Source organism: Thermobacillus xylanilyticus, from assembly GCF_907165215.1.
In the GTDB taxonomy this organism is placed as follows: Bacteria; Bacillota; Bacilli; order Paenibacillales; family Paenibacillaceae; genus Thermobacillus; species Thermobacillus xylanilyticus.
Map to the genome: position 1 here is coordinate 55,813 of NZ_CAJRAY010000049.1, position 17,784 is coordinate 73,596.

11 protein-coding genes, 1 pseudogene and 1 riboswitch are annotated in these 17,784 nt (G+C 64.7%); of the genes and pseudogenes, 4 read left to right on the plus strand and 8 right to left on the minus strand.

What is annotated here, in order from left to right; translation table 11 throughout:
• Positions 1–61: 61 nt before the first annotated feature.
• Entirely contained in the window at positions 62–1,867 is a 1,806-nt protein-coding gene (locus KJQ12_RS10675) for a 5'-nucleotidase C-terminal domain-containing protein (protein WP_213484681.1), read from the minus strand.
• Between the two features lie 171 nt (positions 1,868–2,038).
• Between KJQ12_RS10675 and KJQ12_RS10680 the strand changes: the two genes are divergently transcribed.
• The 3 genes from KJQ12_RS10680 (at position 2,039) to KJQ12_RS10690 (ending at position 4,951) form a co-directional block, all read left to right on the plus strand.
• On the plus strand, positions 2,039–3,037 hold the full coding sequence (locus KJQ12_RS10680) for a polysaccharide deacetylase family protein (protein ID WP_213484662.1): 999 nt from the start codon (positions 2,039–2,041) through the stop codon (positions 3,035–3,037).
• Between the two features lie 140 nt (positions 3,038–3,177).
• Complete coding sequence (locus KJQ12_RS10685) at positions 3,178–3,738, plus strand: RNA polymerase sigma factor (protein ID WP_041853976.1); 561 nt, start codon at positions 3,178–3,180, stop codon at positions 3,736–3,738.
• Positions 3,722–4,951 (plus strand): hypothetical protein, encoded by a 1,230-nt coding sequence (locus KJQ12_RS10690; RefSeq protein ID WP_213484663.1) that lies wholly within the window; start codon positions 3,722–3,724, stop codon positions 4,949–4,951. The genes KJQ12_RS10685 and KJQ12_RS10690 overlap by 17 nt, the downstream gene beginning before the upstream one ends.
• 46 nt (positions 4,952–4,997) lie before the next feature.
• On the opposite strand, the gene KJQ12_RS10695 is transcribed toward KJQ12_RS10690, so the two are convergent.
• From KJQ12_RS10695 to KJQ12_RS10710, 4 genes are all read right to left on the minus strand, one after another.
• Positions 4,998–9,629 carry a DEAD/DEAH box helicase gene (locus tag KJQ12_RS10695; protein WP_213484664.1) on the minus strand — a complete coding sequence of 1,544 codons (4,632 nt, stop codon included), beginning with the start codon at positions 9,627–9,629 and terminating at the stop codon, positions 4,998–5,000.
• Between the two features lie 170 nt (positions 9,630–9,799).
• Positions 9,800–10,327, minus strand: a complete 528-nt coding sequence (locus KJQ12_RS10700; protein WP_213484665.1) for a C40 family peptidase — start codon at positions 10,325–10,327, stop codon at positions 9,800–9,802.
• A gap of 6 nt (positions 10,328–10,333) precedes the next feature.
• A riboswitch (cyclic di-AMP (ydaO/yuaA leader) is annotated at positions 10,334–10,487 on the minus strand.
• 227 nt (positions 10,488–10,714) lie between these two features.
• Positions 10,715–11,539, minus strand: coding sequence for a hypothetical protein (locus KJQ12_RS10705; RefSeq protein ID WP_213484666.1), 825 nt, complete (start codon positions 11,537–11,539; stop codon positions 10,715–10,717).
• Positions 11,540–11,555: 16 nt separating this feature from the next.
• On the minus strand, positions 11,556–13,574 hold the full coding sequence (locus KJQ12_RS10710; protein WP_213484667.1) for a M1 family metallopeptidase: 2,019 nt from the start codon (positions 13,572–13,574) through the stop codon (positions 11,556–11,558).
• 111 nt (positions 13,575–13,685) lie between these two features.
• Here KJQ12_RS10710 and KJQ12_RS10715 point away from each other — a divergent pair, with 111 nt between their 5' ends.
• Positions 13,686–14,195, plus strand: coding sequence for a YwhD family protein (locus tag KJQ12_RS10715; RefSeq protein WP_015256318.1), 510 nt, complete (start codon positions 13,686–13,688; stop codon positions 14,193–14,195).
• Positions 14,196–14,284: 89 nt separating this feature from the next.
• On the opposite strand, the pseudogene KJQ12_RS10720 reads toward KJQ12_RS10715, so the two are convergent.
• The 3 genes and pseudogenes from KJQ12_RS10720 to KJQ12_RS10730 form a co-directional block, all read right to left on the minus strand.
• A pseudogene (locus tag KJQ12_RS10720) lies at positions 14,285–14,686 on the minus strand (MMPL family transporter); the annotation flags it as partial.
• A 250-nt stretch (positions 14,687–14,936) separates the two neighbouring features.
• A complete protein-coding gene (locus KJQ12_RS10725; protein ID WP_232427819.1) occupies positions 14,937–15,578 on the minus strand; it encodes a TetR/AcrR family transcriptional regulator in 642 nt (213 codons plus the stop codon).
• The gene (locus tag KJQ12_RS10730; protein ID WP_213484668.1) at positions 15,566–17,677 is read right to left on the minus strand and encodes a transglycosylase domain-containing protein; all 2,112 of its coding nucleotides are present in this window, start codon (positions 17,675–17,677) and stop codon (positions 15,566–15,568) included. Before KJQ12_RS10730 ends, KJQ12_RS10725 begins: the two co-directional genes overlap by 13 nt.
• Positions 17,678–17,784 lie beyond the last annotated feature (107 nt).

The following is a 17,784-nucleotide window of genomic DNA, read 5'->3' on the forward strand; positions in this document are numbered from 1 at the left end:
GAATGACAGAGAACCCCGCACGGCGGAGCGATGCGTTCCGTGTGCGGGGTTCTGTCATGCTTCAGGGCAGCAGGATGCGCTGACCGGGGAAGATGAGGTCGGGGTTCTCCAGTCGGTTCAGCTCGGCCAGCTTCTGCCAGGTGGTGCCGTATTTGCGGGCAATGGCCCAGAGCGTATCGCCCCGTTTCACGATGTACACGCGCTGCTCGGATGACGGCTGCTGCTGCGGCGCAGGCGCCGGCTGCGGAGCCGGTGCGGGCTGCTGCGGTGCAGGAGCGGGCTGTTGCGGTGCCGGCGCCGGTTGCTGCGGCGATGGCGCGCCTTCCGGAATCGTGCCGGGAGCTACGGCAGGCTCAACGCGGATGCGTCCTTCCGCCTTGGGCGCGACTTCGCCCTCTGCCTGCAAGTAGCGGATGACCGCTTCCTCCAGCGAAGCGAAATCACCGGTCACCGGCTGTTCCGCTAACATGGCATACTGATCGCCGCCGGCGGCGAGGAAATCGTTCGTCGCCAGCGTGTACACCGCCTGAAGGTTGAGCGGTTTGCCGCCCACCCGGACGTCGTAAACCCGCTCTCCCGCCGGTTTGCCGGGATCGATTTTGAATGTCATCCCGGCGACGTGCGGGAACCCGCCCAGCGGTTCGGGGTACGCGGACACGCCGTGTTCAAGCGCCGCCAGCAGCTGGACTCCGGTGACCTCCTTCGTCTGGATGTAGTTGCCGAACGGCAGCACGGTGATCACTTGACCCTTCGTGATGTCTCCGGCCGGGATGGACGCACGGATGCCGCCGCCGTTCGTCAGCGCAACGTCCGCGCCGGTCTCGAACAGCATGGCGTCGGCGATCAGATTGCCGAGATTCGTCTCACCCGCCCGCACATGCTCGCGCTCGCCGTCGAGATCGACGAGGCTCTTGCCGACGATCTCGGACAGCAGGGGCTCCTGATTCGCCTTCACTTCTTCAATCACGGCGAGCACGCCCGGGTCCGGTTCGATGCCGGTTGTCTCTTCGGCCGGGATGAGCCGGGCATTCCGCGCTTTCACGCCCGCCGGTCCGACGGTCAGTTCGACGACGCCGACATGCTCGCCGTATTCCCCGGCCTGCACGATCAGCGTGCCGCCGGCCTCCAGGCCTTCGGGCAGCGCCGTGTGGCTGTGTCCGTCGACAATGAGATCAATGCCCGGCACTTCTTCGGCAAGTTTCCGGCTGGTGTCGGTGCTCGCTTCGTCCAGGCCGAGATGGGCCAGTGCAATGACGGCATCCGCCTTGCCCTCAAGCTCCGCGACGACCCGTTTCGCTTCCTCGACCGGATCGGCGAAGGTCAGCCCCGCGACATTGTCCGGGTGCGTCTTGTAGGTCGTCTCGGGCGTCGCGAGCCCGAAGACGGCGACCCGCACGCCGCCGGCATCCAGCACGACGTACGGCTCGAGCAGCCTCGTCCCGTCCGGCTTGTATACGTTGGCCGCGAGCATCGGGAATGACGCTTCGCCGGCCAGTTCGAGCAGCCGGCCGTAACCGTAGTTGTAATCGTGATTGCCCGTCGCCATCGCGTCGAAGCCGACGGCGTTCATCATGCGGACGATGCTGCCGCCGCGCTCCAGATTCGCGATCGTCTGCCCGTGCAGCGAATCGCCCGCATCGAGCAGCAGCGTGTTCGGGTTCTCGGCTTTCAGTTGCTTCACGAAAGCGGCCAGCTTCGCATAGCCGATGTTCGCATCCGTCTGCTCAACCCGGGAATGGACATCGTTCACGTGGACGATCGTGATCGTCGTCTCCCCTTGGGCGGCGCTTGCCGCCGCAGGCAAGGCCAGCAGACTCAGGATCAGGAATGCCAGCAGCATGCGCCCGGCCTGTCTCAGCCGCTCCATCATCCGATTCCTCCTCGAAAAAGTAGTCCCCGATTTCAATAATACAGGCAAATTGTCATCGCTATAATAAATAGAAATCAAAAATGCATAAATTGGATCCGCTTTCCGTGAACTTGCGGCCGGTCCGATTCGTCTATACGGTTAGCGGAACGGATCGGGGAGGAGAGCGGCATGCGGGAGGGACGTGCGCGGCCCGGCGGTCGGAACGGAACGGAGCTGGGTTTGGTGCTGGCGGGACTCGTCCTGCTCCATGGCATCGCCGGCATCATCAGCCTGTTTGGCGCGGAAGCGGGAGCGGACATCATCCTCCAGATGTTCGGGCTTGCCGCGGTCCGTTCGACAATTGCGGCGGATGCCGAAAGCGCCTCGGACACGGCGGCGGATATCGCCTTGACCGAAGGCGGATCGGGACACGCGGCGGCCGAGGGCGGCGGCTTGGCGGCTGACGGGACGCCTCTGGCCGGAAATCGGCCGGCACCCGCCGGGAGCACGGCAACGGAACAGCCGCCGGAATCGATCGTGCAGCCGCCGGGTCCGTCGGAATCGGAATCGGCTTCGCAAAGGCGGGAAGCGCCCGTACCGGCCAAACGGGCCGCGCTGACTTTCGACGACGGCCCTGACAGGAAATATACGCCAATGGTCCTTGACATCTTGTCGCAATACGGCGTTACTGCTACATTTTTTGTCGTCGGCACTCAGGCCGAGCGTTATCCCGAAGTGCTGGCGCGCATCCGGGACGAGGGACACGAGATCGGCAGCCACGGCTACGCCCATGCGGACATGGGCAAGATGACGGCCGCCGACATCACCGAAGATCTGCGCCTCGCGGACGAGGCGCTGCGGGAAGCGGCGGGCATCGTCCCCGCGCTGTTCCGGCCTCCCTACGGATCGGTATCGGATGAACTCAAAGCCGCGCTGTCGGATTCGGGCAAGAAGCTCGTCCGCTGGAATGTCGATCCCCGCGACTGGGACGGCACACCGGCCGCCGAAATCGCATCCCATGTGCTGGAACACGCGAAAGACGGCGCGATCATTCTGCTGCACAGTTTCGGCGGCAAGAACGCCGATCTCAGCGGAACGATCGAGGCGCTGCCGGAGATCATCGAAGGGCTGCTGGCACAGGGGTATGAGCTGACGACCGTATCCGGATTGGAGCGTGACAGCAAGTGAATGGACGTATTTTTTCGGCTCCCCTATGGCAATCGGTGATGAATTCCTGGATAATGGAAACGGGTGCTTCAAGCGCCGCCGTGCCGCAGGATGCGGCCGCGGTGCCGGACGCCGATTGTATCGGGACTAGAGGTGGCGAAGTGCAATCCGATACGGGTTTCGAATACTTGCGGTTCATCGGCGAGCAAGCCGACCGCAAGGCATTGTTGACCGAACTGATGAATGCATATGGCAAAGACGTCTGGAACTTCGCCTACAGCATGACGCGGAAATGGGACCAGGCGGACGACATCGCGCAGGAAGTGTTCCTGAAGGCTTACCGGAATCTGCATACATTCCGCAGCCAGGCGTCCGTGAAGACATGGCTGCTTGCCATTACCCGCAACATGGTGCTCGATTACCGGAAGCAGGCGTTCTTCCGCCGGGTGGTGCTGGTGGACGCGTTCAGGGAGGACGGAGCCTCTTCATCCGCCGAGCGGGAAGTCATCGAGTCGCTGGCGGTGAACGACATGTGGAAGCAGGTGCTCGAACTTCCGTACAAATACCGTGAGGTCGTCATTCTGTACGCGCATTATCAACTTTCGATGAAAGAAATCGCGGAAATGCTGGGCGTAAGCGAAGGGACGGTCAAGTCGAGGCTGTTCCATGCAAGGCGGAAACTGGCGGCGAGAGGAGGCGGTCGCGGTGATTCCGACAGATGACGAGCTGAAGCGCGAACTGGCCCATGGACCGCTCAAGCGCAGCGGTTTCGACGAACGGCTGCGCAGACGGATCGAAGAGCGGCTGGACGAGAACCCGGTCCGCCGTCCTTTCCGGCCGTTCCGGCTGGCCGGCATGGGCATGGGCGTATGCCTCGTGATTGCCGCGGTCGTGCTGCTGATCCGGCTCCATCCGGTGAACACCGGCGGCACGCAACAGCAGTTGGCCGATTCGTCCGGATCGGATACGGTTGCCGGCTCAGCGGCGGCTGTGGCCGATGCGGAGGAGACGCCGCGCCGTTCGGTGCTGCTCCTCGGGCTCAGGCAGGATACGGACGGAGAGGCGAGCGCCTACCGGACGCTGCTCGTCTCGGGCGGGCCCGACGCGTCCGATTGGTCGGCGGCGGATGGAGACGGCATCATCATGCCGTACCGCACCGATTTCTGGCGGCTGGATGTGCAGGAAATCCAGGGCAACAACGGCACGTTTCGGCTGGTCGGAGCCTACAACGCTTCGCGCGGAGATACGGGGACACTGCCGCCGGTTCGGGCGGGAGGCGGGGGCATCGGTCCGATTGAGGAGCGCATCCTGTTCGCGGGCAACCGCTACGTCGGCATCGCCCGTCTGACGTCGGGCGAGTGGACGTATCGGATGATGGATATAGCCGATCTTTCCCAGCCCCGGAATGTCAGATTGATTGCATCCGACGCCGAGCGGCATATGGTTCCGGCCGTACAGACGGACGGCAGGCTCGGCGTAGCCGAGACCGATATGCCGGAACGTCTGGGCGGCATCGACGAATGGACGCTCGCGCGCAAGGCGGGCCGCTGGATCGCGGTCGGGCGCGATGAAGGCGCCGGCAAACGGATGGAAAATACCATCCCGCGGGAACTGCCCTATGCCATCGGCTCCGTGATCGTCGCCCACAACGAACTGGCATTGTATTGGGATGACATCCGCGCCGTGCAGCCCGCCGCCGTCGATGCCGTGACGTCCCCGGCGCGCAATATGGCGGTCATCCTGACAGACCGGAAGATCGTCATCTACAGCATGAAGAACGGCAAACTGGATCGGGAAATGCTGGACATGGAGCTGAAGCCCGGCGAGACGGTCATCATGGCCGAGTGGGCGACGCACGTCGATTATGTGGACGAATGGATTCGCAGAGTCAGCGAATTGTTTGGCGAGGCTCCGGCCAGCCGGGCGCTGCCGTGATGCGGAAATGAAGAAGGGATCCCCTGCGCGGGGATCCCTTGCTTGTTCATCGGCCGAGCGAGCTCAGCCAGACCGTCATCGCGCGGGCGTCGCGCTCCGCGCCGACGGATTGCAGCAAGGAGGCGGCCTCCGGCGATTCGGCGGCCGGTTCGCCGTTCAGGGAGGCGATCCGGATTTTGCTGCGCTTCGTCATTTGCATGATCGTGCGGAACGCGCGGCGCATCGTGTCCGCCAGCGCATCTTCGCCGATGTCTTCCGGCGCCCGCATCGTGGATACGCTCCTCCCGTATCCTTCGATCCACAGCAGCCATTCCCCGCCGCGCAGCACGAGGAAGTTGCCGCTGCGGCGCGCGAAGGCGGCGCCCGGGCGCTGCGGCCACGGCGCAAGCAGGCCGAACGGACTTGCGGGATCGGACGCGGCCAGCACCGTCACGTCGTCTTCGGCCCCGGCTTCGACGGGCGGACGGCGAAGCGAAGCGACCCGTTCACGGGAGACGAATTGCATTGTCTGCACGCCGCGGACGAACATGCCGCGCGTGACGATGCCCATGGTCTCCAACTGCCGGAGAACGGGCAGCAGCACATCCCACCCGAAGGGCGACCAGTGGTCGGCCGTTTCTTTCGCGAGCACGCCGAACCCGTCGAGCAGATGGCGCGTCCAGGCCATGACGGACGTCTCTTGCGGCACATCGGCTTGCGGCGCATCCGCATCCTGCAGCAGATCGGAGAGCGCATACCAGCGGCCCTGTCCGGAGCCGGTCCGGGGCAGTCCGCGGGCAGCGCCTGTCTGCGCGGTCTTCGCCGTTTTTGCCGGCTTCGCCGTCAATGCGAGACGCAGCGGGGCGAACTGATCGTTCGACACATGCCCGTCCCGGACGAGATCCAGCAGATCGGACAGCAGCTCGGACGGCAGCCGGTCGAACTCCCGGGCCAGCTTCGTCAGGAAGGCGGCGCCGCCATCCCGGAGCCGATCGAGCAGTTCCGGGTGCTTGACCGGCCGGCCGGCGCTTTCCCGCAGAACCGGAACGTAGAGTTCCCGTGATTCGGCAAGGAAGAACGCGACCTGGACCTGGTCGGCGCCGGATTCCCTGCGCGCCGTCCAGATGACTTCCCCGCTTGCACAGAGCGCGTCGAGCAGTTCGCCGCGGTAAGCGGTCAGCCGGGAGGGGAAGATGACGGTCTCCCACAGTTCGAGCGGCAGGAACAGCCCCTGCAGCCGGCCGATCACCGCCAGCAGGCCGCTCTCGCCGGCGAGCCGCGCGCCCGGCAGCGCGTACTGGAGCGCGGCAGCCTCCAGCAGCCACCTTTCCGGCTCGAGCGGCTCGGCCTCCCTGCGCGCTTCCCGCACGGAACGGCGGAGGATGCGGGAGGCGATCCGGCTGCTCATCCATGCCTCGCCTTCATCATCGCCCGCGATCGGCGACGGTTCGATCCGCTCCTGCAGCAGCAGCTCGTCGATGACGGCGCGCGCCTGCACCGGCGACAGCTGCGGATAGCGGCCGATCAGATCCGCCATCGTGAAGGAGAGCACCTGCTCCGTCCAGCGCCCGGCCACGAAGGCGACGGATGCGGGAGTCGCGGGAAACTCGCGGTACAGGTCGCGTTCGTCCGCGCAGATCCAGCGCACAATGCCGCCGAATTCCAGCGGCGCAATCCGGCCATCCCGTTCGAGCGCCCGGAGCCACTCCGCCGTCCGGCCGCCGGCCCAAGCGGCCAGCTCGTCGGCCGAGCTGTCGCCCCGCCGCTTGAGCAGCGCGTACAGCCCGTCCGGGTCCGCGGGCGGACCGCCCGGCCCCGGTTCGGCGAGCCGCCGCCGCTCTTCCTCGATCGCTTCCGGCCGCACGGCGCGGCGCAGCGCTTCCTCGCCGAACAGTTCGCCCGCAAGCCGCTTGTTGATTTCGATGAGCTGCAACTGCAAATCGCCGCTGAGCTGGTCGCCTTCGTACAATTGCTTCATCGCGTAATCGGACACGAATGCCGACGCCAGCGGCGAAGGATGCGCGGTCTCGCGCATGACGATGCGGATGGTGCCGTCGGCGAGGGAGCGCAGCGCATCCAGAAGGTTCGGGAGGTCCAGCTCGTCGTGAAGCGTGCAGCGCATCGCTTCGTGCAGATAGGGGAACTGCTCGGCATACGGCAGCGCCTCCCGGAGCAGTTCTTCGCTGCGGATGCGTTTCTGCCACATCGGCGTGCGCCGGAAGCTGCGCTGCAAGAGCAGCGACGTCTCCGCAATGCGCCGGAACGAGACGGCGAAGAGGGGGGAGCCGGCAATGGCTTCCCTCAGCAGCCGCTCCACATTGTCGGGCGTCACTTGCCGCACGGCGTCAAGCCAGGCCGGTCCCCATTCCGGCAGCACAAGCTCGATTCCGCCGTCCCGGGCATGGGCGTACACCTGCTGCCGCATCGCTTGTTCCAGCACATGCCGGATCGCCAGCAGCCAGGTGCGGTTGACGCGCTTGCCCCAGTGGTTGTGCATGACGACGTGCCAGCGCCCCGTCACGTCGCGGTAATACTCGACGAGCAGCCGCTTGTCGGTCGGCACGCCGCCGTGCGCGTGCTGGGAGCGGACGAGCGCCGCAAGGCCGGATGCCGCCCCGCCGTCCAGATGGAAGCTGCGGGACAGCCAGTCGATGGTCTCCGCATCGGCGGCCGCCTGGCCGCCCGTCCCGGAACCATCATCCGGCCCGCCGAAGTCCGCCGCCTGACCCTCCGAAGGGTTGACGGCTTCACGCGCTGCCGCTCCATCGACATGTTCCGCCGTTTCGACAGCGCTCCCCGCCGCTCCACCGCCAGCCGTCAGCCGCCGTTCAAGTTCGGCCCACAGCCGGCCGACGGCCTGTCCCAGCTCGTAGGAACGCCCGGGGCCCTCGTTCCGCCAGAACGGGATTTCGCTGTACCGGTTGCCCGCTTCCACCGCATAGACCCGGTCCTGCCGGATGCTCTGGATACGCCACGAGCTGGTGCCCAGCTGGAAGACGTCGCCGACCCGGCTCTCCTCGATATACTCTTCGTCCAGCTCGCCGAGGCGGACGCGGGTCTCCGCATGGTGGACCGGGTAGCCGGAACTCTGCGGAATCGTGCCCGCGCCGGTCAGCGCGGCCATGGCGCTGCTTCCCCGCCGGGAGATGCGGCCGGTCAGGCTGTCGTATTCGATCAGCGGCCGCACGAACGGATATCGTCCGCCGAGCACGAGCAGCGCGGCGTGCAGCCGCTCCGGCGGGAACGACCGGAAGCTGTCGCTGCGGATGATGAGCCGATGCAGCTCGTTCACGGCGAGCGCGTCCGGCGATGCGGCCGCCATCGCGACGACGTGCTGCGACAGCACGTCAAGCGGATCCCGGGGCGGCTCGATCGGCTCGATGTCGCGCTCGATGATCCGCCGGGTAAGCACGGCGATCTCGGGCAGCTGTTCGCGGGTGCGCGCGACGATCGCCCCGCGGCTTACACCGCCGACGGCATGGCCCGCCCTGCCGAACCGCTGGATGCCGGCCGCCGCGGAGAGCGGCGAATCGAGCTGGATCACGAGGTCGACATGACCGACGTCGATGCCCAGCTCCAGCGACGAGGTGGCGACGATGACGCGCAGATCGCCCGATTTCAGCCGCTTCTCGATCTCCAGCCGGCGCTCGCGGCTGACGCTGCCGTGATGCGACATCGACATCTCGAACCCGGCATGGTCGTTCAGGTGAAGCGTCAGCCGTTCGGCCAGCCGCCGGCTGTTCACGAAGATGATGACGGATCGGGCGCCTTCCATCAGCTGCATCAGGCGCTCGACGATCGGCTTCCAGACGAGTTCAATCTTCCGGCTGCCCGGCGGCTGCCCGGGAAGCGTCACCGTCAGCTCGATCTTCCGCTCCATCCGGCTCTCCACGATCTTGACGGGCCGCGGCCGGTATCCGTACGGGTGCGCAAATTCTTCGGCCGCGCCCGCATCAGCCGGCGCGGCGGACCGGCCGCCGTCTCCCGGCACGGGCAGCGCCTCCCGGGGCTCTTCCCAGCCGGCGAGGAAGCGGGCGACGCGCGCAAGCGGCTTCTGCGTCGCCGACACGCCGATCCGCTGGATCCGCGCCGGGCAGAGGTCAGCGAGCCGTTCGAGCGTCAGCGACAGATGCGCGCCGCGCTTGTCCGCGGCCAGATCGTGGATCTCGTCGACGATCACTTTCTCCGTCGTCCGCAGCATCCGCCGGCCCTTCTCCGACAGAAGCAGGATATACAGCGACTCCGGCGTCGTCACGAGCACGTCCGGCGGCCGCCGCAGCATCGCGGCGCGCTGCGCCCCGGTCGTGTCGCCGGTGCGGACGGCCGCGCGCAGGCCGGGCCAGGGTTGTCCGGATTCCGCGGCCAGCCGGTCGATCGCCTCGGCGAATTCGGCAATGTGGTGATGAATGTCATTGTTCAGGGCTTTCAGCGGCGTGATATAGACGACTTTCACGCCGGAACCGGCGCCCGGCCCGGTCTTCGTCCGGATGCAATGATCGAGGCAGGGCAGGAGCGCCGCCAGCGTCTTCCCGGAACCGGTCGGCGCGGCGATCAGCGCGTGATGTCCCGTGCGGATGGCGTCCCAAGCCTCCCGCTGCACGGGAGTCGGTTCTCCGAAGGAACGGATGAACCATTGCGCGAGAACCGGATGGAACCCCTCCAGCTCCGGCGGCAGCGGCTGCCCGCCGAAATCCGTCATGCCCTTCGCCTCCTTGCATCGTTGCAGGAAAAACATTCCGTATTCCCAGCATAACCAATCCGGCATTCGCACACAATCCGGCGTGTCGGGCAAAACGCAAGAACCCGCCGGGCTCTCGGGGAGACCCTGCGGGTTCTGATGCTTGCCGGACCGTTCCGCCCGGTTTACGGTTAAGCTTCCGTACCTTCCGCCGCGCCTGCGGCTTTCTCTGCTTGCTCCTGCACAGCCGGCTGCTCGATGGCGATCTTCTCGTAGGCGCTGTCGCTCAGGATGCGGCGCGCGGTGACATACCGCTTCGCGTAATACTTGTCCGACAGCGCGGTAATAACGACGCCTTTCGACGTGGAGGCGTGGGCGAACTTGCCGTCGCCGACATAGATGCCGACGTGGGAGATGCCGTTGCCGCTCGTGTTGAAGAAGACGAGATCGCCTTCGCGGAGATCTTCCTTCGCGATCTTTTCGCCTTTTTCTGCCATGGCGGAGGAACTGTGCGGCAGTTCGATGCCGAACTTCGCAAATACATAAGCGGTAAAACCGGAACAATCAAATCCTTTGGTCGTGGTGCCGCCGTACTTGTACGGAGTGCCGAGCAGTTCATCGATTACTGCGTCCATCTTCGATCCGGCAGAGGCGCCAGCCGTCGTGAAAGCAAATACAATGGCAAGCAGCGCTGTGACGGATACCGCCAGTCGTTTCACGTATGCGAGAACTCCTTCCGATGCCTGCGAGGTTAGCTGTGGGGTTCGGTCGAAGGCTCCCTGGGACTCTTCCGGCGCATGCCGCCCGGCAGCGCAGAGTCCGTTCACCCGGATTGGTTCCCCCGCTTCCCGTTCGACGGGAATTCGGCATTTTTCACAACGGTCCTACGAATTCGCTTTCCGCTCGTGAAATCCTTCCAAATTAAAATGAGAATCCTCTCATAAAAACACGAAAATTCTCTCATAAAACACCAACCCCCCCACATAAAAAGGCGAATTTTTCTCATGAAAAGGTGAATGGAAAAAGAAAAAGCCGACATGTCCGGGCTAGTGTCCGGATATGTCGGCTTCGGTTTGCGGCGGGCCGCTGCGGGGCCGGACCGGCAGTCAAGCGGCCGGCTGCCGTTTCGATTGCCACGCTTCATATTGCGCGGCGAAGGTCCATACTTTGAACCAGGTGCGGAAAAATTGCTGGGCCTGGTGCAGAATGAGCGCGAACAGCCCGGCCCAGATCATCGACACGGCGGTGGAGACGAGACCGGTCGCGGCGCCGATCGCCCATACCGTGAGCGCCGCGGCGGCGGCCATCGGCAGGCTGCGGATCGTGACGGACAGCGACGGCAGCATCCCGTCACCCGCCGCCGCTCCGAACTGCATGCCGAGCGAGACCAGGCGGATGAGCAGGCACCACCCCAGCCAGGCGGCCGCGGCGGGCAGCACCGCCCACAGCAGGTCGCCCCATCCGGCGCTGTCGAAGAACGCGCGGCGCGCAAGCGGCAGCAGCCAGGCGAGCGGCGCGAGGATCAGGGCGAGTTCGGCGGCGTAGATGAGGGCGATGCGCTTCCAGGCGGCCCGGATGCCGGCGAAAAACGTGGTGCCGCGCTCCTTCGTCGCATGCTGCAGCGAGTGGAACAGTCCGGCGTTGATGAACGGCGTGAGCAGCATGCGGACGGCGAGCAGACCGGCCAGCGCCAGGCCGTAGGGAACGAGCAGATCGGTCTTCATGATCCGGAACTGCGCTTCGACAAGGAAGAGCTCCACGGCCCCCTTGGCGGCCAATGGATCCGGGTACCGCTTCAGGAGCGGGACCAGCACGCCGTCGATCGCCCGGTAGAGGAAGAATCCCCACAGAAACTGATAGACGAACAGGAGGACGATGATGCCGGCGTGCCGCACGGTGCGGTTCCATCCGTTGATCACATAGGTTTTCATGGCGGTCCTCCTCCCATTACCATCCGAACCGGGCGATGATCGTTTCCAGCAGCTTCGCGGCGCCGAGATTCCAGCGATTCCGTGTCGTCCGCGACAGCTCGGCTTTCATGAAGTTGTTGTACAGCCGGTTGTCGAGCAGGTTCGTCCGGTTCGGGTCCGCCGCCGCCCAGACGACCGGATGCGGACGGGTGACCCGGATCTCGGTCCTGGCGCTGTCGCTGTCCCAGACATGCGTCGAGACCGACCCGTCGGCGAACTGCAGCAAGACGGCGATGGGGCCGGTATAGGCGCCGGTGCGGGACAGGGTGACGACCGATTCATATTGCCGCGATCCGTTCGATTCCGAAGGCGCAGTCCGGACCGATTCGATCGCCACGTCGGCCGCCTCTCCACCGTACACGAACGCGCCGAAGTAGTCGTCCCAGTCGGTGCCGGTCACTTTTTCGACGATGCGCTGGAAGTCGCGGGATGACGGGTGCTTGAACTTGTAGGTCTGGAAATACGTCCGCATGATGGCGCGCATTTTCCGTTCTCCCGCCCTCCGTTCGATGCCGAGCAGCACCAGTTTCGCCCGGAGATAGACGTTCTCGGCGTAATGCTCGTGGCTGCGGTATTTCCAGGAGAGCTGGTCCAGCGGCGCCGGATCGGTCAGGTATACCGCCTCGACCGGCAAGTTTGGCGAGATGCCGTAGATGGCGTCCATCACCTTGTCCTCGGCGTAGGAGGTGAACCCTTCGTCCAGCCAGGCTTCTTCGAACTCGTTCGTGGCGACCATGCCGTACCAGTATTGGTGGCCGACCTCGTGCACGACGGTCCGTTCCAGCTCGAAGCCCGGGTTTTCTTCCTCGGCGGACGCCGCGGTGATCAGCGTCGGATATTCCATGCCGCCCGCGCCGCCCGCGCCCTTCGGCGGCACGACGATGGACAGGGTGGAGTAGGGATAGGCGCCGTACCATTCCGCGTATTTCGCCAGGGACGATTTGGCGGCGTGCATGTAGCGCTCCCGCAGATGGGCGTGCAGCGGATCGAGGTACAGCTTGATCCGTACGCCGGGGATGCCTTTCGCGGAATACGATTCCTCGCTGTAGATGAAATCCGGCGAAGCCGCCCAGGCGAAATCGTGCACGTCGTCGGCGTAATAATGGTACGTTTTCATGCCGTTTTCGATCTTCGGCGTCTCCGCGAGGAACCCGGTGGCCGCCGTCTTGTAGTTCTCCGGCACGCGGATCTTGACGCTGAAAATGCCGAAGTCGCTGTAGAACTCGGAATTGCCGTGATACTGGTGCGCGTTCCAGCCTTCCTGCTTCCGGCCGCGCGTCCCCTTCGTCTCGTAGACGGCGATCTTCGGAAACCATTGGCCGGCCATGACGAAATCGCCGGCATAGCCCATGCGGGCGAACACGCGCGGCAGCTTCACGTCGAACTGCATGCGCAGCGTCACGCTGCCGCCGGGCGGCACCGGCTGCGACAGGCGCAATCTTGCCAGCGTCCGGTCGTTCGGGTTGCCGTCGTCCGGGCTGACGTACTGCAGCCGGGGCAGCAGGTTCTCGCCGTCCTCGGCGATGATGGAGCGGAGCGTGATGCCGCCGACGCTCTCCGGCACCGCCCGGTCGTTCCGGAGCCGGCCGCCGGACTCGCGCATGAACGTGGTCTGCGGGCTCTCGAAGGCGTTCGGATACAGGTGAAAATAAAGTTCGGATACCGTTTTCGCGCCGGGGTTGGTCCATGTGACGGTCTGCTCGCCATGCAGCGTCTTCGCCTCGGCGTCCAGCCGGACGTCGATGTGATACTCGACGACGCGCCTCGCGAGCGCGGCCGGCTTCGGTCTCTGCACCGTCTCCGGAGCGGAAGCCGAAGGCGGCGCGGCCGCTGCCCCGGGAGCCGGCTTCGCAGTCTTGGGATCGCCGGATGAGATGGCCGACGCGTACGTATATTGGGAGAGCCAGGCGGTGCGGAACTCTTGTCCGAACAAAGCGAGCGCGAGCACGGCAGCCGCCGCGATCAGGGCGATTCGGGTGCGGGCGTTGAGCTGCATGGACCGATTACCTCCCGTTGACAAGCATCTACGGCATGTATATGTTGGCTACGGGCGGATTATTAGCTAAAATGATTGACAAACCCAGCAAGGAAGGCGGGGACATTTTTCGTGGAACAGCAAGACAGCGGTTCGCAGAAGAAGCGCACGCTGGCGTTCAATGTCGTCAGCACGCAGACGCATAAAGGATTCGGCGCGGGGAGCATCAATCTGAACGATGTGTCCTCCGTCATCATCGACGGCGGCGAAGCCTATATCGACATCGGCGCCATGCATGCGAAGAGCAGGGTGGAACGCGGCATCAAGTTCAGCCCGAACAAGGAAGATGTGCCGAACGGCCGGAAGGTGTGGGTCGTCTGGGTCGCGGTCGACCGGAGCGGTGAGGGAGCGTACTACGCGGGCGCGACCGCCTGCGAGATGCTGATCGATTCGGAAGCGCGGCGCGGGTGGAAGATTCTCGCCGACCACGTGAACCGGCTGGATTACGCGATCAAGCGCAGGTTCATGCTGGACGAATTGTCGGCGGAGGAGAAAAAGGCGCTGAAAGATCTGCTGATCCGCCACAACGCGGAATGGTGGGAGCGTTCGCCGGAGGAGCTCAAGCAGGCGCTGGATGTGTGACTGGCAGCGGTGTCGTTTCGGACAGGGTGCATTATTGCACGATATTGAAAGGAGGTCGACCGGGGCAACAGTACCCGGTCGGCCTCTTCTTATTTGTCCTTCTCGAACAGCACGATCAGTGACGGCAGCAGGAATCCCCGGATGAGGAACGTGTCGAGCAGAATGCCCACGGCGGTAATGAAGCCGAAGACGGAAAGCACCTGCACCGGCTGCGTCATCAGGACGGCGAATGTCGCCGCCAGAATGAGGCCGGCCGAGGAGATGACGCCGCCGGTCTTCGCAACGGCGATTTCCACCGCCTTCCGCACCGGATGGCGCCGCCGTTCCTCCTGGAACCGCGACACGAGGATGATGTTGTAGTCGATCCCGAGCGCCACCAGGAAGACGAAGGCGTACACCGGGATCCGCGTGCTGTACGTGTCGATGCCGAACTAGAGGTCGGTCAGGAACAGGCCGAGCCCGAGCGCGGACACGTACGAGATCAGGATCGTCGCCCGGCGCCAGCCCGCCGAGCAGCAGCGTGACGGCAAGCCACACGCCGAGCGTAATCCGCATCCCCCTCTTCGTGGACACGAAGTCCGTTATGCGAAGCAGCAACGATTTCATGTACGGGCCCTCCTGCTTCCGTAATCGGGATGGCTTGATTAAAGTGACAAATGTGTCACTTTGGGTAAAAAAGAATGCAAAGCGCAACTTCGCTTGCCATTCTCTTATTATGGCCTTGTGCAGCATCGCTGTCAATCAGGCCATGATGCCGTGCCGGATGATGTCCTCGATGGCCGCCACCCATTCCTCATACGGAATGCCCGAATGATTGGGGATCATGATGGACTGAAAAATGAAGCCGAGCACCAGCCCGTCGGGCAGATGGGAACGCAGTTTTCCTTCCCGCCGTCCCTGCCCGACGAACGAGCCGAGGCGCGCGTACATGTCCAGATGAAGCTGGTCCAGCCGCGCAAGGTTCGCCTTCACTTTCGCGTTTCCGGACCTCGGAATCTGCTGGACGCTGCTGATCAGCTGGTGGATCGTCCTCCGCTTGAAGATGAGATCGAGCAGATACCGGAACCGGGATTCAAAGTCCGGACAGTTGTCGATCTCCCGCAATTCGGCCAGAAAACGGTCCATCTCGTGGATCATGAAATCGGAGATGAGCTCGTCCTTGTTGTCGTAGTACTTGTACAGCGCGCCTCTCGAGACTTGCAGACGTTCGGCCAGGATGCTGAAGGTGAAGCCTTCGTAGCCCTGCGCGAGCAGCACGTGCCCGGTTTCCCGGAACAGGTCGTCGGTCGTAAACTTGCGTTCCCTAGCGATGACAATCACCTCATTGTAGAGGTAAATTCGACAAGCTCCGGCGTATTCCTCCTTCCGGGCTATCCGAGCCACCAACGCTTCAGATCTTCCCACCAGGAGCGGCGGATTTCCTGGTCGGCCCGGGCGGAGTCCGGCTCTTCTTCGCCTGCTGCGTCATGCGCGTCGCAATACTCGACCGGCTCGGTGCCCGCGATGAACGTCTCCGGACGCCGCTGCGGACACGTCTCGCCCGCAAGTTTGCCGGTTTCGGGATCGATGTACACTGTCACGACGCCGTCCGGCATCGGAAACATCTTCGGCGGCACGCCGGCGAGCGCCCGCTCGATGAAGTCCGCAAAGATCGGCGCCGCACGGTGCGCCTCGGCCTGCGTGATCGTGCGCGCCTTGTCGTAGCCGACCCAGACGGCTGCCGACAGCTCCGGCGTGTAGCCGACGAGCCAGGCGTCGTAGGGAGTCGTGCCGGTCTTGCCGGCCACCGGGCGCTTGATGGCGGCCGACACGCGATGCGCCGTGCCGCCCGGCTCGAACACGCTCTCGAGCAGCCGCGTCATGACGTACGCATGCGCGGGCGACGCCGCCTGCACCGCCGACGGCTTCGCCTCATACAGCACGCGTCCCGAGCGATCCTCGATGCGCAGGATCGCGACCGGCTCGTGCCGGACGCCGCCGGCGGCCAGCGCGCCGAACGCGGACGCCATCTCGAACGGGCTGACGGGGAACGTGCCGAGCGCCAGCGAAGGCACCGGCTGCATCGGGCTGTCGATGCCGAAGCGGCGGGCCGTCGCCACGACGTTCTCCGGCCCGACCGCCATAATCGTGTGGACGGCATAGATATTGTCCGAACTTGCGATCGCCGTCCGCATGTCGATCTCGTCCATGACATAATGATCGTTATGGTTGCGCGGCTCGTACGTCTTGCGGCCTTCGTCGTACGTGAAGACGGTCGGTTCGCTCCGGAAGCGGGTGACCGGGGTCATGCCGTTCTCGAGCGCCGTCAGGTAGACGAACGGCTTGAAGGAGGACCCCGGCTGGCGCGTCGTCGCGAAGACGCGGTTGTATTGGTTCGTGTTGTAGTCGCGGCCGCCGACCATCGCCTTGATATGGCCGTTTCGCGGATCGATCGCGATGAGCGCCGCCTGCTGTTCGGAGCCCGCCGGAATGCCGTTCTTCACCGCTTCTTCGGCGGCTGCCTGGATGTCGGGGTCGAGCGTCGTGTAGATGCGGACGCCGCCTTCGGCAATCAGCCGCTCGTCGATGCCGAGCTGTTCGACGGCGACCATCCGGACGTAATCGCGGAAATACGGCGCGTATCCGTCGTCCGCATCCGATTCGAGCGGACGGAAGTTCAGCGGCTCGCGGAACGCGGCGTCGGCTTCCTCCCGCGTGATGACGCCCTGTTCCACCATGGCGTTCAGCACGAGGCGCTGCCGGTCCTTCGCGTTCTTCATGTCCCGGTAAGGCGAGTAATACCGCGGCCCCTTGGGCACGCCGGCCAGCATGGCGCTCTCCGCGAGCGACAGTTCGGAAGCGTGCTTGCCGAAGTAGCGCTCCGCGGCGGCTTCGACGCCGTAGGCGCCGTGGCCGTAGTAGATCTGGTTCAGATACATCGTCAAAATTTCCGTCTTGTCGTATTTCATTTCAAGCTGCGCCGCGTAAACGGCTTCCTGCAGTTTCCGGGACCAGGTCCGCTCGTGGGACAGCCAGAGGTTGCGCGCCAGCTGCTGCGTCAGCGTGCTCGCGCCCTGCTTCGCCGACAGGCTGCGCAGGTTGACGAGGGCCGCGCGGGCAAGTCCGCGCAGATCGATGCCGTGATGCTCGAAGAAGCGGCGGTCTTCGATGGCGAGCGTCGCCTGCACGAGGTACGGCGAAATTTCCGACAGTTCGACGGAATGCCGGTATCCGCCGGCGTGAAGCGTGTCGATGACGCCTCCCCGGCTGTCGTAGATATACGAAGTCTGGCTGATGAATGCGGCGGGCAGCGACTGCGTGCTCAGCCAGATCCAGCCGGCGATCAGCCCGCCGGCGGCGAGCAGCAGGAGGAAGGCGAAGACCGCGGCCCAGACGCGGAGGCGGGCACGCCGGATCACGCGCCGCTCGGCCCGGAGCAGCCGTTTCTTCTGTTTCTCGCGCTCTTCCGCGGTCTGCGGGCGGTTGTTCGACTGATCCGCCATGTTCGCCACCGTCCTTTCCGCTCGCAATCTTTCATGTTCCTTAGTATGGAAATCGAAAGACGGCGTTATTCATGCGGGTTTGGAGGCGGTCGGCATTCCCGGAAGAA